Source organism: Microbacterium sp. 8M (genome assembly GCF_902506375.1).
Lineage (GTDB): Bacteria > Actinomycetota > Actinomycetes > Actinomycetales > Microbacteriaceae > Microbacterium.
This window is the reverse complement of the sequence record NZ_LR733284.1, coordinates 3522280-3537457: the sequence shown is the minus strand read 5'-3', so window position 1 is coordinate 3537457 and position 15178 is coordinate 3522280. Positions and strand designations below refer to the sequence as shown.

General features: G+C 70.6%; 14 protein-coding genes. 5 read left to right on the top strand and 9 right to left on the bottom strand.

The window, feature by feature from the left end; all coding sequences use genetic code 11:
- Nucleotides 1–163: 163 nt before the first annotated feature.
- From purM to AERO9AM_RS16635, 3 genes are read left to right on the top strand one after another with little or no spacing between them, the layout of a single operon-like run.
- Complete coding sequence (gene purM / locus AERO9AM_RS16645; RefSeq protein WP_159577157.1) at nucleotides 164–1279, top strand: phosphoribosylformylglycinamidine cyclo-ligase; 1116 nt, start codon at nucleotides 164–166, stop codon at nucleotides 1277–1279.
- A 6-nt stretch (nucleotides 1280–1285) separates the two neighbouring features.
- Complete coding sequence (purF, locus tag AERO9AM_RS16640) at nucleotides 1286–2758, top strand: amidophosphoribosyltransferase (RefSeq protein ID WP_159577156.1); 1473 nt, start codon at nucleotides 1286–1288, stop codon at nucleotides 2756–2758.
- Nucleotides 2759–2804: 46 nt separating this feature from the next.
- Nucleotides 2805–4139 (top strand): MFS transporter, encoded by a 1335-nt coding sequence (locus AERO9AM_RS16635; RefSeq protein ID WP_159577155.1) that lies wholly within the window; start codon nucleotides 2805–2807, stop codon nucleotides 4137–4139.
- Nucleotides 4140–4142: 3 nt separating this feature from the next.
- On the opposite strand, the gene AERO9AM_RS16630 is transcribed toward AERO9AM_RS16635, so the two are convergent.
- The 4 genes from AERO9AM_RS16630 to AERO9AM_RS16615 form a co-directional block, all read right to left on the bottom strand.
- Nucleotides 4143–5891, bottom strand: coding sequence for a glycoside hydrolase family 35 protein (locus AERO9AM_RS16630; protein WP_159577154.1), 1749 nt, complete (start codon nucleotides 5889–5891; stop codon nucleotides 4143–4145).
- 86 nt (nucleotides 5892–5977) lie between these two features.
- Nucleotides 5978–7315 carry an ABC transporter substrate-binding protein gene (locus tag AERO9AM_RS16625; protein ID WP_159577153.1) on the bottom strand — a complete coding sequence of 446 codons (1338 nt, stop codon included), beginning with the start codon at nucleotides 7313–7315 and terminating at the stop codon, nucleotides 5978–5980.
- Between the two features lie 44 nt (nucleotides 7316–7359).
- Nucleotides 7360–8232, bottom strand: a complete 873-nt coding sequence (locus AERO9AM_RS16620; protein WP_159577152.1) for a carbohydrate ABC transporter permease — start codon at nucleotides 8230–8232, stop codon at nucleotides 7360–7362.
- Between the two features lies 1 nt (nucleotide 8233).
- A complete protein-coding gene (locus AERO9AM_RS16615) occupies nucleotides 8234–9133 on the bottom strand; it encodes a carbohydrate ABC transporter permease (RefSeq protein ID WP_159577151.1) in 900 nt (299 codons plus the stop codon).
- A 92-nt stretch (nucleotides 9134–9225) separates the two neighbouring features.
- Between AERO9AM_RS16615 and AERO9AM_RS16610 the strand changes: the two genes are divergently transcribed.
- On the top strand, nucleotides 9226–10296 hold the full coding sequence (locus tag AERO9AM_RS16610) for a LacI family DNA-binding transcriptional regulator (protein ID WP_159577150.1): 1071 nt from the start codon (nucleotides 9226–9228) through the stop codon (nucleotides 10294–10296).
- A gap of 9 nt (nucleotides 10297–10305) precedes the next feature.
- On the opposite strand, the gene AERO9AM_RS16605 is transcribed toward AERO9AM_RS16610, so the two are convergent.
- The 3 genes from AERO9AM_RS16605 to AERO9AM_RS16595 form a co-directional block, all read right to left on the bottom strand.
- A complete protein-coding gene (locus AERO9AM_RS16605) occupies nucleotides 10306–11130 on the bottom strand; it encodes an MOSC domain-containing protein (RefSeq protein ID WP_159577149.1) in 825 nt (274 codons plus the stop codon).
- Nucleotides 11131–11176: 46 nt separating this feature from the next.
- The gene (locus AERO9AM_RS16600) at nucleotides 11177–12208 is read right to left on the bottom strand and encodes a LacI family DNA-binding transcriptional regulator (protein WP_159577148.1); all 1032 of its coding nucleotides are present in this window, start codon (nucleotides 12206–12208) and stop codon (nucleotides 11177–11179) included.
- A 175-nt stretch (nucleotides 12209–12383) separates the two neighbouring features.
- Nucleotides 12384–12569, bottom strand: a complete 186-nt coding sequence (locus tag AERO9AM_RS16595) for a DUF3073 domain-containing protein (RefSeq protein WP_159577147.1) — start codon at nucleotides 12567–12569, stop codon at nucleotides 12384–12386.
- 163 nt (nucleotides 12570–12732) lie between these two features.
- Between AERO9AM_RS16595 and AERO9AM_RS16590 the strand changes: the two genes are divergently transcribed.
- On the top strand, nucleotides 12733–13275 hold the full coding sequence (locus AERO9AM_RS16590; protein WP_159577146.1) for a universal stress protein: 543 nt from the start codon (nucleotides 12733–12735) through the stop codon (nucleotides 13273–13275).
- Nucleotides 13276–13508: 233 nt separating this feature from the next.
- Here the strand turns inward: AERO9AM_RS16590 and AERO9AM_RS16585 are convergent, their stop codons facing one another.
- Both AERO9AM_RS16585 and AERO9AM_RS16580 read right to left on the bottom strand, forming a co-directional pair.
- Nucleotides 13509–14153, bottom strand: a complete 645-nt coding sequence (locus AERO9AM_RS16585; RefSeq protein WP_159577145.1) for a PadR family transcriptional regulator — start codon at nucleotides 14151–14153, stop codon at nucleotides 13509–13511.
- Nucleotides 14150–15001, bottom strand: coding sequence for a DUF4097 family beta strand repeat-containing protein (locus AERO9AM_RS16580; protein ID WP_159577144.1), 852 nt, complete (start codon nucleotides 14999–15001; stop codon nucleotides 14150–14152). Before AERO9AM_RS16580 ends, AERO9AM_RS16585 begins: the two co-directional genes overlap by 4 nt.
- Nucleotides 15002–15178: the final 177 nt, after the last annotated feature.

Genomic DNA, 15178 nt, shown 5'->3' with positions numbered 1-15178 from the left:
GTTCTCTCGGGATCAGGGGAGTCAAGTATTACCAGGTCTCCCGTTGCAGCACCAGAGCCGCTGAAGACCCCGCGATGACGGCCGTGGCGGCCTTCTTCGCGGGGCCCTTCCGCAGGGCGCCACGCGGGGCGCTCGCACAGCCGCCCGCCGGTAGGATTGTCGGGTGTCCTCCCGCACCTATGCTGAGGCCGGCGTCGATACGGCGGCCGGCGATCGCGCCGTCGAACTCATGAAGTCCGCCGTCCGTGCCACGCACGGACCCGAGGTGCTCGGCGGGGTCGGCGGATTCGCCGGACTCTTCGACGCCTCGGCCCTGCTCGGCTACCGTCGGCCGCTGCTCGCATCGAGCACCGACGGCGTCGGCACGAAGGTCGCGATCGCGCAGGCCATCGACAAGCACGACACGATCGGGCACGACCTCGTCGGCATGGTCGTCGACGACATCGTCGTGGTGGGCGCGAAGCCGCTGTTCATGACCGACTACATCGCGTGCGGCAAGGTCTTCCCCGAGCGCATCGCCGACATCGTGCGCGGCATCGCCGAGGCCTGCGAGCTCACCGGCACCGCCCTCGTCGGCGGCGAGACCGCCGAGCACCCCGGCCTGCTCGGCGTCGACGACTACGACGTCGCGGGCGCCGCGACCGGAATCGTCGAGGCCGACCGGATCCTGGGATCCGAGCGGGTGCAGGACGGCGACGTCGTGCTCGCGCTCGCCTCCAGCGGGCTGCACTCCAACGGCTACTCCCTGGTCCGGCACATCCTCGCGAAGGCCGGCATCGGCTACGGCGACCGCTCCGATGAGCTCGGCGCCACCTGGGGCGAGGCGCTGCTCACCCCGACGCGGCTCTACACGACGCCGCTGCTGGGCATCGCGGACGCCTTCGACGGCGCGGTGCACGCGCTCAGCCACGTCACCGGCGGCGGCATCGCGGCCAACCTCGCGCGCGTGCTTCCGCAGGGCTCCTGGGCCGAGGTCGACCGCGCCACCTGGTCGCCCGCGCCGGTGTTCCGCGTGCTCAGCGAGCTCGCCGGAACCTCGCTGGAGTCCAGCGAGGGCACCTGGAACCTCGGCATCGGCTTCCTCGCGGTCGTCGACGCCTCCTCCGCCGCCGCGATCGCCCAGGCGCTCACGGCAGGCGGGATCGACACCTGGCAGGTCGGGACGGTGCGGCTCGATGCCGTCGCCGCGCGCCCGGCCGGCGATTTCGAGCAGGGCGCCAAGGGCGTCGACGGCGGAGCAGTGCGCCTGGTCGGCGCGTACGCGGACGGAGCGAAGTAACCACACATGTGCGGCATCGTCGGAATGGTCGGGCACGCCCCGGTCAACCAGGACATCTACGACGCGCTCCTCCTGCTGCAGCACCGCGGTCAGGACGCGACCGGAATCGCCACCGCCGAACCCAACGGGGTCATGCACATGGCCAAGGCGCAGGGCATGGTGCGCGAGGCGTTCCGCACCCGCGACATGCGGTCGCTGCTCGGCAACGTCGGGCTCGGCCACGTGCGCTACGCCACGAAGGGCACCGCATCGAGCGAGGAGGAGGCCCAGCCGTTCTACGTGAACGCGCCGTACGGCATCATCCTCGTGCACAACGGCAACCTCACCAACACCCGTGAGCTGACCGCCGACATGGCCCGCCGCGACCGGCGCCACCTGAACTCGTCGAGCGACACCGAGCTGCTGCTGAACGTGCTCGCCAACGAGCTGCAGACCACGACGTCGACGGTCGACCTCGACTCCGAGCGCATCTTCGAGGCCGTCGCGCGCACGCACGAGCGCATCGAGGGCGCCTACGCGGTCATCGCGCTCCTGGCCGGCTACGGCCTGCTCGCGTTCCGGGACCCGTTCGGGATCCGTCCGCTCATCCTGGGCAAGCGGGTGCGCGAGGACGCGCAGGGCGCGCTGCGCGACGAGTGGGTCGTCGCGAGCGAGTCGCTCGTGCTGGAGAACGGCGACTACGAGGTCGTGCGCGAGATCGAGCCCGGCGAGGCCGTCTTCATCGCGAACGACGGCACGCTGTTCTCGAAGCAGTGCGCGACGGATCCGACGCTCGCGCCGTGCGCGTTCGAGTACGTCTACCTCGCGCGCCCCGACTCCGTCATGAACGGCGTCTCGGTGTACGAGTCGCGGCTGCGCATGGGCGACCGCCTCGCCGACACGATCGCCAAGCACGTGCCGCTCGACGAGATCGACGTGGTCATGCCGATCCCGGACTCCTCCCGCCCGGCGGCGATGGAGGTGGCCCGCAAGCTCGGCAAGGAGTACCGCGAGGGCTTCTACAAGAACCGCTACGTCGGCCGCACCTTCATCATGCCGGGGCAGGCGGTGCGCAAGAAGAGCGTGCGCCAGAAGCTCAACGCGATGTCGACCGAGTTCAAGGGCAAGAACGTGCTGCTCATCGACGACTCGATCGTGCGTGGCACCACCTCGAAGCAGATCATCCAGATGGCGCGCGACGCGGGGGCGACCTCGGTGATCTTCGCCTCGGCCGCGCCGCCGATCCGCTACCCGCACGTGTACGGCATCAACATGCCCTCCAAACACGAGCTCATCGCGCACGGCCGCACGATCCCGGAGATCGCCGAGGAGCTCGGCGCCGACCGGCTCGTGTACCAGGAGGTCGACGACCTCAAGGCCGCGATCACCGAGGGATCCGATCTCACCGATCTCGACCTGAGTCCGTTCGACGGCCGCTACGTGACCGGGACGGTGACGGAGGAGTACCTGAGCTGGCTCGAGGGGTCGCAGACCTCGTGATGCCGGCGGCCGGATCCGTGCTCGTCGGCGGCCCCGGAGCCCGGCGATGAGCGCCCGGCCGCTCTGGCAAGGGCGGGCGCTGGCCGTGCTCGGCATCGTGCTCGTCGCGTTCTCGCTGCGCTCTGCGGTGGCGTCGCTGTCGCCCGTCGTGGATCACGTCGCCCGGGACTTCCCGATGCCGTCCGCCGTGGTCGGCCTGATCGGCACCGCGCCGCCGGTGTGCTTCGCCCTGTTCGGCCTGCTGACCCCGCTCATCGAGCGTCGGCTCGGCCTGGAGCGGGTCGCCGTGATCGCGCTCGGCGCTGTGACGGTGGGTCTCATCGCGCGCGGGCTCGCGGTCGATGCGACCACCCTGCTCGTCGCCACGGCGCTCGTGTTCGCGGGCGTCGGCATGGCGAACATCCTCATGCCGCCGCTGGTGAAGAAGTACTTCCCCGACCGGCTCGGCCTGATGATGACCCTCTACACGACGGTCATGGCGATCTCGACGTTCCTGCCTCCGCTCGTGGCCGTGCCCGTGGCGGATCTCGCCGGATGGCGCACGTCGCTGGCGATGTGGGCGGTGTTCGCGCTCGCCGGCACGATCCCGTGGATCGTGATGCTGCTGCGCTCCCGTGCCGAGGCTGCGAAGCCGGCCGCCGCGCAGGCGAAGGAAGCCGAGGCGGCGTCCGCGGACGCCGAGGACCCCGCGGGGGAAGCCCTGTCCTTCGAGGACGCCACGGCCCTCTCCACCGGTCCCATCATCACCGCGCCCTCCAGCTCGCGCGTGTTCTCGCGCCTGCTGCGCATCCCGCTGGCCTGGACGCTGGCCGCCGTGTTCGGCACCTCCGCGAGCATGGCGTACACCGCGTTCGCCTGGCTCCCGACGATCCTCGTCGAGCACGCCGGGGCGACGTCGCAGCAGGCGGGTCTGCTGCTCTCCCTGTTCGCGTTCACGGGCCTGCCGGCGTCGCTGATCGTTCCCGTGCTCATCGTGCGCTTCCGGGCGACGACGCCGCTGTACGTGATCGGCGCGCTCGGCGCCGCGGCGGGCCTGATCGGCCTGCTGCTCGCACCCGCGCCCTCGCTCGTCTGGCTGTGGGTGCTGCTGTACGGCCTGGCCGGGCTGATGTTCCCGCTCGCGCTCGTGCTGATCAGCGTCCGCGCGCGGGAGCCGGAGACGGCGGTGGCGCTCAGCGGCTTCGTGCAGAGCGTCGGGTACGTGCTCGCCGCCGTGTTCCCCCTGCTGCTCGGCATCCTGCACGGCGCCACCGGGGGCTGGCAGGTGCCGCTGATCGTGCTCACGGCTCTGGTGGTCGCATCGGTCCCCGCCGGCGTCTACGCGGGCCGCCCGGTCACGGTCGAGGCCGCGTGGGAGCGCCGGCACGGCCGGCTCTGGTGAGCCTCACTCCTCGGCCGGGCCGAGCAGGGCGGCCGGGACCAGCCGCACCGTGGCGTCGTCCAAGTGGTGCAGCTCCAGCACGGTGACCGTGTTCGCACCGGCGCGCGTCACGGGGGACGGCACGTAAAGCGTGCGCTGCGGGCCGGTGCGCCGGTACCGCCCCAGCAGGAAGCCGTTGACGAGCGCGTAGCCGTCGCCCCACCCGGCCGTGTCGAGGAACAGGTCCGACGGTGCGTCCAGCGCGACCTCGGCGCTCCACGCCGAGGGGCCAGGCCGCGCGTGCCCGACAGGCTCCGCAGTGCCGAGCGCGGCGGCCGCGGCCGAGGGATCGATCGGGGTCGCCGTCCAGTCCCGCAGCGGCTCGCCGCCGAGCGCGGCGCCGCCGATGAGCCCCTTGGGCTCCCCGAGGCGGTGGTCGTAGTTCACGCGCCCCTGCTCCTCGACCAGGACCGTGAGCCGGCGGCCGTCCGGGATCCGCAGGGAGCGCTCACCCGCGGTGCGCGAGATGCGCCCCACAGGGACGCCGTCGACGCTCACCTGTGCGGCGTCGCGCACCTCGCCGAACGACAGCAGGCGCCAGCCGTCTCCCGTGGCTGCGGGCAGTTCGGTCTCGTACCGCACGAGGGGCGCGAGCGTGTCCAGCTCCTCGAAGGAGGGCGGATCCGTGTGCGTCGCCGGCGCGGCCGGGGCGTCCGTCCACGATCCGAGCGCGCGCAGCGGCGCCTCGGCGACCGGACGCGGACCGCGCGGGGGCACCTCCTCGGCGGGAACCGGAGCGTACTTCGCGATCACGGCGCGGAAGGCGTGGAACTTCGGGGTCGGATCCCCCGCCTCGTCGAGGGGCGCGTCGTAGTCGTAGGAGGTCGTGATGGGCAGGTAGCGGCCCTTGTGGTTCGCGCCGTTGGTGAGCCCGAAGTTCGTCCCGCCGTGGAACATGTAGATGTTCACCGAGGCGCCCGCCGCGAGCAGCGCGTCGAGCTCGGCCGCGGCGTCCTCAGCGCTCGTGGTGTGGTGCACGCCGCCCCACCAGTCGAACCAGCCGTCCCAGAACTCCGAGCACATCAGCGGCCCGGTCGGCTGATGAGCGCGCAGCGTCGCGAGGCGCTGCGCCGTGTGGGAGCCGAAGGATCCGGTGCGGTGCAGGCCGGGGATGCTGCCGTCGCGCAGCATGCCGTCCTGCGGCTGGTCGACCGTGGTCAGCGGCACCGTGATGCCGCTGTCGCGGGTGATGCGCACGAGCTCGGCGAGATAGGCGGCGTCGTCGCCGTAGGCGCCGTACTCGTTCTCGATCTGCACGAGGACGACCGGTCCGCCGCGATCCGCCTGGCGTGGCGCGACGATCTCGTACACGCGACGCAGGTAGGCGCCGATCTCGGCGACGAAGAGCGGATCCGAGCTGCGCAGCCGGATGCGGTCGTCGCGCGTCAGCCACACCGGGAGTCCGCCGTTGTGCCACTCCGCGCAGATGTAGGGGCCGGGGCGCACGATCGCGTCCATCCCCTCCGCAGCGACCAGGTCGAGGAACCGCCCGAGGTCGTTCGGACCTGCCGCGTCCCATTCGCCGCGCCGCGGCTCGTGCGCGTTCCAGGCGACGTACGTCTCGACCGTGTTCAGCCCCATCAGCCGCGCCTTGCGGATCCGGTCCGCCCATTCGTCCGGGTGCACGCGGAAGTAGTGGATCGCGCCGGACAGGATCCGGTGCGGTGCGCCGTCGCGGAGGAAGTCGGCCTCGCCGATGGAGAAGGTGGTCACGGATGGCTCCCTAGGGCGCGTGCGGCGCCGGACGGTTCGGGGAGGAGGCGGGCGCCTCCTCCCCGAGGCAGCGAGTGCGGGTGGGGTTACTTGTTGACGGAGAAGCCCTGGCTGTTGCCGTACTTGACGAGCGCCTCCTGCCAGGCCTTGAGTCCGTCGTTCAGATCGGACTTGTTCTGGTAGGCCTGGCCGACGGTGTCGCCGAAGATGCTGTTCGCGTACACCTGGAACGGCAGGTAGCTCCAGCCGGTGCGCACGTCCTTCGAGCCCTGCGTCAGCACCTCGTTGATCTTCTGACCGCCGAAGTAGTCGGGTGCTGCGGCGAGGAACTCCGGGTCCTCCAGGTCGGCGGTGGTGGACGGGAAGCCGCCCGACTTCAGGAACACGTCGATCGACGCCTTGTCGCTGTTCAGCCAGCGCAGGAACGCGGCCGCCAGCGCGGGGTTCTTCGACTGCTTGGTGACCGACTGGCCGCCGCCGCCGTTCTCGGCGTTCGCCGCCGTGCCGTCGTACGTCGGGGTGGGCGCGACGCGCCAGTCGCCGGACGCGCTCGCGACGCTCGACTCGAGCACACCCGGCATCCAGGCGCCGATCACGAGCGAGGCGATGGAGCCGTCGCCGAGGCCCTTGTACCACTCGTCCGACCAGCCCGGGGTCGTGGAGAGCAGTCCCTGCTGGGAGAGCTGGTTCCACACCGAGGTCCACTTCTTCACGCCCTCGTCGGCGAGGTCGATCGTGACCTTCGTGCCATCGGTGGTGAACGGCTTGCCGCCGGCCTGCCAGATCATGCTGGTGGCGAAGCCGGAGTCGCCGGTGTCCGCGGTGATGTACTTGGTCGGGTCGGCCGCGTGCAGCTTCTTGGCCGCCGCGATGTACTCGTCCCACGTCTTCGGCACCTCGATGCCGTAGGTGTCGAACACCTTCTTGTTGTAGAACAGCGCCATGGGTCCGGAGTCCTGCGGGAGTCCGACGAGCTTGCCGCCGATGTTCACCGCGCCCCAGGTGGAGGCGCTGTACTTCGACTTCAGGTCGGCCATGCCGTACGCCGACAGGTCGACGAGCGCGTCCGAAAGGGCGAACTGCGGCATCGCGTAGTACTCGATCTGCACGACGTCGGGCGCACCGGATCCCGCCTTGATGGCGTTCTGGAGCTTCGTGTACTCCTCGGTGTTGGTTCCCGCGTTGACGAGCTTGACCTTCACCTGCGGGTAGGCCTTCTCGAAGGCGGCGACCTGGGCCTCGGCGCTGGGGGTCCAGGACCAGTAGGTGATCTCGCCGCCCTTCTTCAGCGCGGCGTCCAGATCCGATGCGGATCCGGATCCGCCCGAGGTGCCTCCGGCGGAGCAGCCGGCCAGGGCGCCGATCGTGGCGATCACGGCGGTCGCGGCGATCAGGGTGCGGCGCACTGCACGCGTGCGTGCCATGGGTTTCTCCTTCACTTCGTTGTGGTTGCGGTGCAGGGGGTGCGTCATTGCTTGACGCTGCCAGCGCTGAGACCCGCCTGCCAGAACCGCTGCAGCAGGAGGAACGCGATGACGATCGGGACGATCGTGAGGACGGACCCCATGATCACGAGGTTGTAGATGGGCTGCGCGCTGACGCCCGAGGCCTGCGCCGCCCACTGGTTGAGCCCGACGCTGAGCGGATACCAGGAGGGGTCGCTCAGCATGATGAGGGGCAGGAAGTAGTTGTTCCAGGTCGCGACGACCGTGAAGAGGATCACCGTCACGACGCCCGGTGCGAGCAGGCGCAGAGCGATCGTGAAGAAGATCCGGAACTCGCCGGCGCCGTCGATCCGGGCGGCCTCGAGCAGTTCCGCGGGGACCGCGTCCGAGGCGAACACCCACATCAGGTACAGGCCGAAAGGGCTGATCAGCGAAGGGATGATCACAGCCCACGGGGTGTTGGTGAGCCCCATCTGGCTGAACAGCAGGAACGTCGGCACGGCGAGCGCGGTGCCGGGCACCGCGACCGCGCCGAGGACGACGGCGAACACCGCACGCCGGCCGGGGAAGCGGTACTTGGCGAGGCCGTATCCGGCGAGCGTGGCGAGCAGGGTCGCTCCGCCCGCACCGAGCACGACATAGAGCAGGGTGTTGCCAAGCCAGCGCAGGAAGATGCCGTCGCGGTAGCTCAGCGTCTGCGCCAGGTTGTCGAAGAAGGCGAAGTCGTTCGAGAACCACAGGCCGAAGGATCCGAACAGGCCCGCCTGGGTCTTGGTCGCGCTGATCAGCAGCCAGACAAGCGGCACGAGGGTGTACAGCGCGTACAGGACCATGACGAGCAGGAGCAGCTTCGAGCTGCGGGTGCGCGGTCCGCGCGCGGTCGTGACGGCGGTCATCTCAGCGCACCTCCGCCCGGGATCCGCGCAGCTGCACGACGTAGGCGATCACCGCGGTGATCACGCCCATCACGATCGCGATGGTGGCGGCGTAGTTGAACTGCTGGCCGGCGAAGGAGAGGTTGTAGGCGTACATGTTCGGGGTGAAGTAGGTCGTGATGACGTTGGGGGCCAGCGGGCGCAGGATGTTCGGCTCGTTGAACAACTGGAAGCTGCCGATGATCGAGAAGATCGTGGCGATCACGAGCGCGCCGCGCACCGCGGGGATCTTGATCGCGCTCACGATGCGCCACTGCCCTGCGCCGTCGAGCGCCGCCGCCTCGTAGAGCTCCGCGGGGATGGTCTTCAGCGCGGAGTAGAAGATCAGCATGTTGTAGCCGACGAACTCCCAGGTGACGATGTTGCCGATCGACGCGAGGATCCACTCCCGGGCGAACGGGGTGAGCAGCTCGAAGCCCACCAGGTGGTTGATGTTGCCGGCGAGCCCGAACTGGTCGCCGTAGATGTAGCCCCACATGAGCACGGCCACCACCGCGGGCACCGCGTAGGGGAGGAAGACCAGGATCCGGAAGAAGGAGGCGCCGCGAAGGCGGCCGCTGTCGATCGCGAGCGCCGCGCCGAGGGCGAGGGCGAGCATGATCGGCACCTGGACGACGAGGAACAGCAGCACGCGCCCGAAGGACTCCCAGAACTGCGGGTCGCTCAGAGCCTGGATGTAGTTGTCGAGCCCCACGAAGGCGTTCCCGCCGATGAGCTGCTGACGGAACAGGCTCAGGTAGACCGAGTAGGCGAGCGGCGCCAGGAAGACGAGGGCGAACACGATCAGGAACGGCCCGACGAAGGCCCATCCCCGCCAATCCGCCCGGTCGCGCCGCGGCGCCCGATGCTGCAGTGTCGTCATCGACGTTCTCCTCGTGGGATCCGATCCCGGTATGTCAACGTCAACATACACAGTCTCGCGCTAATGTGTCAACGTCAACAGATTGGAGCACGATGGGTGCGCATCACGAGGAGCGGACCTCGGATCCGGCCGCGTCACCCGTGCGGCGACGCGAGCCGTCGCTCGAGGACGTCGCCCGTGCCGCCGGGGTCTCCGGGCAGACAGTCTCCCGGGTGGTCAACGCGAAGGGCTACGTCGGCGCCGCCACACGGGCGAAGGTCGAAGCGGCCATGTCCGAGCTCGGCTACCGCCCCAACAGCGCCGCCCGTGCGCTGCGCTCCGGGCGCTTCCGCGCCATCGGCGTGATCATGTTCACGCTCGCGCCCTATGGCAACCACCGCACTCTCGACGCCATCGCCGTCCGCGCCGCGCAGGCCGGGTACGCGCTCACTCTCATCCCGGTCGATCCCGGCAATCTGTCGACCGTCAGCGGCGCCTTCCACCGGCTGGCCGAGCACGCCGTGGACGGCATCATCATCCTCATCGAGGCGCATCAGCTGGACGGATCCGAGATCGAGATCCCGCCCGGGCTGCCGATCGTCGTGATCGACTCGAACCAGCGCTTCTCGCATCCGTTCGTCGACAACGACCAGGCGCTCGGTGCGCGCCAGGCCACCGAGCATCTGCTCGATCTCGGGCACGACACGGTCTGGCATGTCGCGGGGCCCGAGTCGTCTTACGCGGCGACCCGCCGGCGGGAGGCGTGGAAGGCGGCGCTCGAAGAACGCGGACGCTCCGTGCCCGATGCGCTCGCCGGCGACTGGTCGGCCGAGGCGGGTTACGCGGCGGGGCGGGAGCTCGCCGCGCGCGACGACGTGACCGCCGTGTTCGCGGCGAACGACAGCATGGCGATCGGCGTGCTGCACGCGCTGCACGAGGCGGGCCTTCGCGTCCCCGAGGACGTGAGCGTGGTGGGCTTCGACGACGTCGCGGATGCGGGCCACGTCTGGCCGCCGCTGACCACGATCCGCCAGCGCTTCGAGGCCGTCGGTGCGCTCGCCGTGGACGCGCTCATCGCGGAGCTCGAGGGCCCCGCGGGCGGCGCCGACGCGGCGTCCGGCGACCCGCAGCTCATCCCGACCGAGCTCGTGGTGCGGGCGAGCACGGCGGCGCCGCGCAGCTGACGCGAGGCCTCAGCCGACGACGACCTCGTCGCCCACGCGGATGGTGCCGCCGGCGCCCGCCGTGTCGCCGACCGCGCCGCTCACGCCCGGCAGGATCAGCAGGCGGCCGAGGGTCGGCTCGTCCTGGCCGAGGGAACCGGTGAGCGTCTTCAGCACGCTCGCGTCACGCGCGCCCGTGTCGGGGTTCGCGTGCGTCGCCAGGCAGCGCACGATCGGGCCGGCGGTGTGCAGGCGCACGTCGCCGATCCGCACGTCGCCCTGCCATTCCAGCTCCTCCCAGGCATCCACGCCGCCGATCACGACGTTCGAGCGGAACCGGCGGTCGTCGATGTCCTGGTCGAGCGCGGCCCCGAGCGCGTCGACGCTGGCTGTGCTGTGCAGGGAGACATAGCCGCGATGGCGATCCTGGAACCGGGAGGTCGCGCCATCGCCGACGAGCGCCACGGGCAGCCGTCCCGGTCGCTGCAGGCGCTTGGCGTCGGGGGAGCTCAGCACGAACGCCGTCACCGCATCGGCGAGGGCGGTCCGGCCCTGCGCGTCCAGGCCCGCCTCGACGAGCGTGTCGTCGCCGTGCTGGATGCGCACCCGCTGCGCCGCGTCGTCGTAGCTCAGCCGGAGCGCGGCGAGGGCGGGGAAGGACTCGAGCGCGAGCCCCTTCGACTTCGGCCAGTGGTCGAGCCCGTCGCGCTCCTCCGCGGCCACGGCATCGGCGAAGCGGAAGGCGAGCACGCGGTCACCGGCGATGCGGCCGTCGGCCTGCACGGTGAGCGCCGGCAGGCTCTCCGGCGTGAAGCCTTTGACGGGATGGCGGTAGAGCGCGACGACGTGGGGCATGGATCCATCCTCCCAGTGCCTGTGCGTCGCGCCGCACCGCGGGTCCTCAGCGTGCGCGCGGAGGCGCCGTCGACGCGCGCACGACCAGATGCGGCACGATCGAGGGCAGCTCGCCGACGGGGTCGTGCCCCTCGATCTGGCCGATCACCCGCAGCGCGGCGGCCACGCCCATGGCCTCGAACGGCTGCCGCACCGTGGTGAGCGCGGGGGAGGCGTAGGCCGCGAGCGCGATGTCGTCGACGCTGACCATGGACACGTCCTCAGGTACGTTCCGGCCCGCCTCGTGCAGCGCACGGATCACCCCGAAAGCCATCTCGTCGCTGCTGACGAACACGGCGGTCACGCCCGGGATCGCGGCGATGGTCCGCCCGGCCCGGTACCCGGATTCCGGCGTCCAATCGGCCGGGATCACCGGAGGCGGGGTGATGCCGCGCTCCCGCAGCACGCCCTCCCACGCCTCCCGGCGCTGCTTCCCCTCGTCCCAGTACTCGTCGCCGGAGACGTGCCACACCGTCTCGTGCCCGAGGTCGAGGAGGTGCTCGACCGCGAGCCGGGCGACGAGGCGCTGATCCACGACGAGCGGCGCATCGTGATCGAGCGAGATGTGCGAACTCCGCGTCGCGGGCGTGCGGGCCATGCGCGTGCGCATCGCCGGGCTGTCGAGCTCCACCGGGACGCCGAGGACGATCCCTTCCGCGCCCTGGCGCTCCAGGCGGTCGAAGGCCTCCGCGAACGCCTCCGGCGACGCATGATCGGCCACCGTGGCCGTCGTCACGGTGTACCCGTTCGCGCTCGCGGCCCGCTGGATGCCCACGCCGAGCGCCGCCGAGGAGTAGCGATCCGTCGAGACGACGATGACGCCGAGCACGCGGGTGCGCCCCGTGGCGAGAGAGGCCGCCGCCCCGTGCACGCGGTAGCCGAGCTCGTCGATCGCCGCCCGCACCCGGCGAGCGGTCTCGGGGCGCACATTGCCCTGGCCGGAGACGACGCGCGACACGGTCTGCGCGGAGACGCCGGCGAGCCGTGCGACGTCGACCTGATTCGTGACTCGGTCTTCGCGCGGATGGCGGGGGGACATGCGGCAATGGTAGCGATCAGATCCCGTGATGAGGCGGCCGGGACTGACGGGCGACGAGGCCCTGCGAGCGCGAACATCGCGAGCGCGTACGGGACTCGCGGCGCGGCGGGATCATGCGTCCCAATGACGAACCCCGCCGCGAGCGAGGCTCGGGCGGGGTTTCGAAGGGCGAGGCTCAGGCCTTTTCGAGCTCGTCCTCGTCTTCGTCGGCGTACTGATCCGCCCACTTGTCGACGTACTGGTCGTCGGGATCCGGATGTCCCAGCTCGCGCTCGAGCGCGGCGTAGTTCACATCCGGACTGTACGCCTTGAGTTCGCGGGCAATCTTCGTGTGCTTTGCCTTCTGACGGCCACGGCCCATGCGCGAGACCCCCTTACTAGAAACAACGGGCATTGCGGGGCCCGTCGTGTTATCAGCGGCACCGGCTCGCGGCCGGTAAGAGTAGCATCCAGGATAGCACGAGGGCCACCTCACCTCGCCGTGAGGGAAGCCCGCCGCAGCCCGGCCGGAAGGGAATGATGACATGAGCGACACCACCCCCAGCCCCGAGGAACGCGAACTGCAGAACGCGCAGTTGCAGAAGGCCGTGATCGTCGCCCTGCGGCCCGGTCAGCCGCCTCGTGTGCTGACCGAGGCGATGCGCTACGCGACCCTGCTGTCCGCGCCGCTCGTCGTCGTCCACGTGGACGTCACGCGCTTCGTGACCTTCGAGGATCCGGACGGAATGGTGCACTCCGCACCCATCGACCTGAACATCGACACGGGCGCCGAGGAGTTCGCCGAGCTCCGCGCCGAGGTCGAGAAGGTGCTCGCAGGATCCGGGCTGACCTGGACGGCCCGCCAGCTGGTGGGCGATCCGGCGCTCGCGATCAAGCACCTCGCGGGGGATCTGGACGCTCAGCTCATCGTGGTCGGCACGCGCAGCCGCGGCATCGGCGAATCGATCCGGGAGTTCTTCACCGGATCCGTCGCCGCCCGGCTCTCGCACCGCCAGTCGCGGCCGATCCTCGTGGTCCCGCTGCAGGAGCCCGTGCCCGATTCCCAGAAGGAGATCTGGCCGGAGTAGCCCGCCGCGCCTGAGACCCGTCGGCCGCGCTGACCCGTCGGCCCCTGGCCCGTCGACCGCTGACCCCGTTGGCCGCGCTCACCCCGTTGACCGCGAAACTGCAACTGCGCGACGAGACTGCAGCACGCTGTTGCAGTCTCGTCGCGCAGTTGCGGTCTCGCGGGTTTGCGGTCTCGCGGGTTTGCGGTGTCGCGGGTTTTCGTCTCGGGGGTTTGCGGTCCCGCGGGGTGGGTTCAGTGCCGCACGGGACCCGTCGCGGCCAGTGCCGCGGTGACGGCGTGCGCCGCCGCGTCGAGGGCGGCATCCAAGTCGCTCACGACCTGCGGCGGAAGCGTGCCCCCCTTCGCCACGTGCGTGCGCAGGTCGGTGCGCACCCGGGCGCGGAACGCGTTGATCGAGGCGTCCGCGCGGCGCAGCTCCTCGCGGCTCGAGATCCGCTCGTCCGCGCGTGCGGAGGCCTCCCGGTACGCCGATGCGGATGCGCCGCTCTGCTCCTCGCGCGCCGCGGCGGCCAGATCCGCACGCAGGCTCTTCATGGCCTCCTGCACGCTCTGGCGCACTTCGTTCGCGATGAGCCGCACCGAGTCGTTCAGCCCCGCCTCGATGCCCTGCAGGTCGCCCTCGCGGGCGGCCAGCTCCGCCCGTCCGGCATCCGTGATCGCGTAGATCGTGGTGCGGCCGTCGACGGTCTTCGAGACGAGCCCGTCCTCCTCGAGCTTCGCCAGGCGCGGGTAGATCGTGCCGGCGCTGGGCGTGTAGGTGCCGCCGGTGCGGTCGGTCAGTGCCTGGATGATGCCGTAGCCGTGCTGTGGCGATTCGGCCAGCAGCGCGAGCAGGTACAGGCGCAGATCGCCGTGCGAGAAGACCGCGGGGCTCACAGCAGGTCCTCCCCGTCGGAGGTGAACGACACGGGCGCCTCGGCGGCGTCCCGGCGCAGCACGGTGATGTCGCCGGAGACGGTGTTCACGCGCACGTCGGCGAAGGATCCGGACAGCTCGCCGCGCGAGCCGGTGAAGTTCGACGGGCCGGAGGAGCCGCGCGGCACGCCGTCGATCACGATGCGGCCGCTCATGGTGCGGGCCACGTAGTTCGCGGCGAGGGCCTCGTCCAGGCGCACGGTCGCGTCGCCGGAGACGCTGTTCAGCGACACCGTGTTGACGGCGCCGGTCGCATCGATGAGCATCGTGCCCGACACGCTGTCGACGGTGGCCTTGCGGATCTCGCCGGTCAGGGCGACGCTGCCGGAGACGGTGTTCGCCATGGCGGTGCCGGCAAGGCCCCGCACCTGCACGTCGCCGGAGACGGTGTTGATGTTGAGGTCGCCGCGGTGGGTGTCGACGATGAGGTCGCCCGACACCGTGTTCAGGCGGGCGTCCTCGGTGAGGCCGGAGATGAGCGCGCCGGCGCTGACCACGCCGAGAGTGAGCGCGACGTCGCGGGGGACCGCCACGCTGATCTCGGCCTTGGGACCGCCCGCGCCGAAGTTGCGGAACACCTCGAGGAAGTTGTCCCACCCGATCTGCGGGTGATCGATCTCGATCTGGGTGCCGTCGGACTCGATGCGCAGGTCCTTGACGGTCACGTTGTGCACCTCGATCCGGATGCCCGGCTCGTCGTGCGCGATGACGTCGACCTGCCCGCCGACGAGCCCGATCTTGAGCTTCGACGCGCGCTCGATGTCGATCACGCGCTCCTGCCCGGGGGCGATGAGCCACTTCTCGGTCATGTCTTCTCTCCTGAGTCGAGGGATCCCGGATCCGCAGATTCGAGATATATCGTGTCCTCAGCGTAACACGATATATCTCGATCCCGTCAAGGGGTCCCCCGGAGAAACTTCAAAGCGCGCAAATGGCTGCATCCGCGGACAGGATGCAGCCATTTGCGCGCTTCGAATCGCAGGCGG

Coding starts and splice junctions, on each gene's coding strand:
- AERO9AM_RS16605 (WP_159577149.1), bottom strand. CDS start 11,130: ATGCCCCACGTCGTCGCGCTCTACCGCCATCCCGTCAAAGGCTTCACG.
- AERO9AM_RS16600 (WP_159577148.1), bottom strand. CDS start 12,208: ATGTCCCCCCGCCATCCGCGCGAAGACCGAGTCACGAATCAGGTCGAC.
- AERO9AM_RS16595 (WP_159577147.1), bottom strand. CDS start 12,569: ATGGGCCGTGGCCGTCAGAAGGCAAAGCACACGAAGATTGCCCGCGAA.
- AERO9AM_RS16625 (WP_159577153.1), bottom strand. CDS start 7,315: ATGGCACGCACGCGTGCAGTGCGCCGCACCCTGATCGCCGCGACCGCC.
- AERO9AM_RS16590 (WP_159577146.1), top strand. CDS start 12,733: ATGAGCGACACCACCCCCAGCCCCGAGGAACGCGAACTGCAGAACGCG.
- AERO9AM_RS16580 (WP_159577144.1), bottom strand. CDS start 15,001: ATGACCGAGAAGTGGCTCATCGCCCCCGGGCAGGAGCGCGTGATCGAC.
- purF (WP_159577156.1), top strand. CDS start 1,286: ATGTGCGGCATCGTCGGAATGGTCGGGCACGCCCCGGTCAACCAGGAC.
- AERO9AM_RS16615 (WP_159577151.1), bottom strand. CDS start 9,133: ATGACGACACTGCAGCATCGGGCGCCGCGGCGCGACCGGGCGGATTGG.
- AERO9AM_RS16620 (WP_159577152.1), bottom strand. CDS start 8,232: ATGACCGCCGTCACGACCGCGCGCGGACCGCGCACCCGCAGCTCGAAG.
- AERO9AM_RS16635 (WP_159577155.1), top strand. CDS start 2,805: ATGAGCGCCCGGCCGCTCTGGCAAGGGCGGGCGCTGGCCGTGCTCGGC.
- AERO9AM_RS16610 (WP_159577150.1), top strand. CDS start 9,226: ATGGGTGCGCATCACGAGGAGCGGACCTCGGATCCGGCCGCGTCACCC.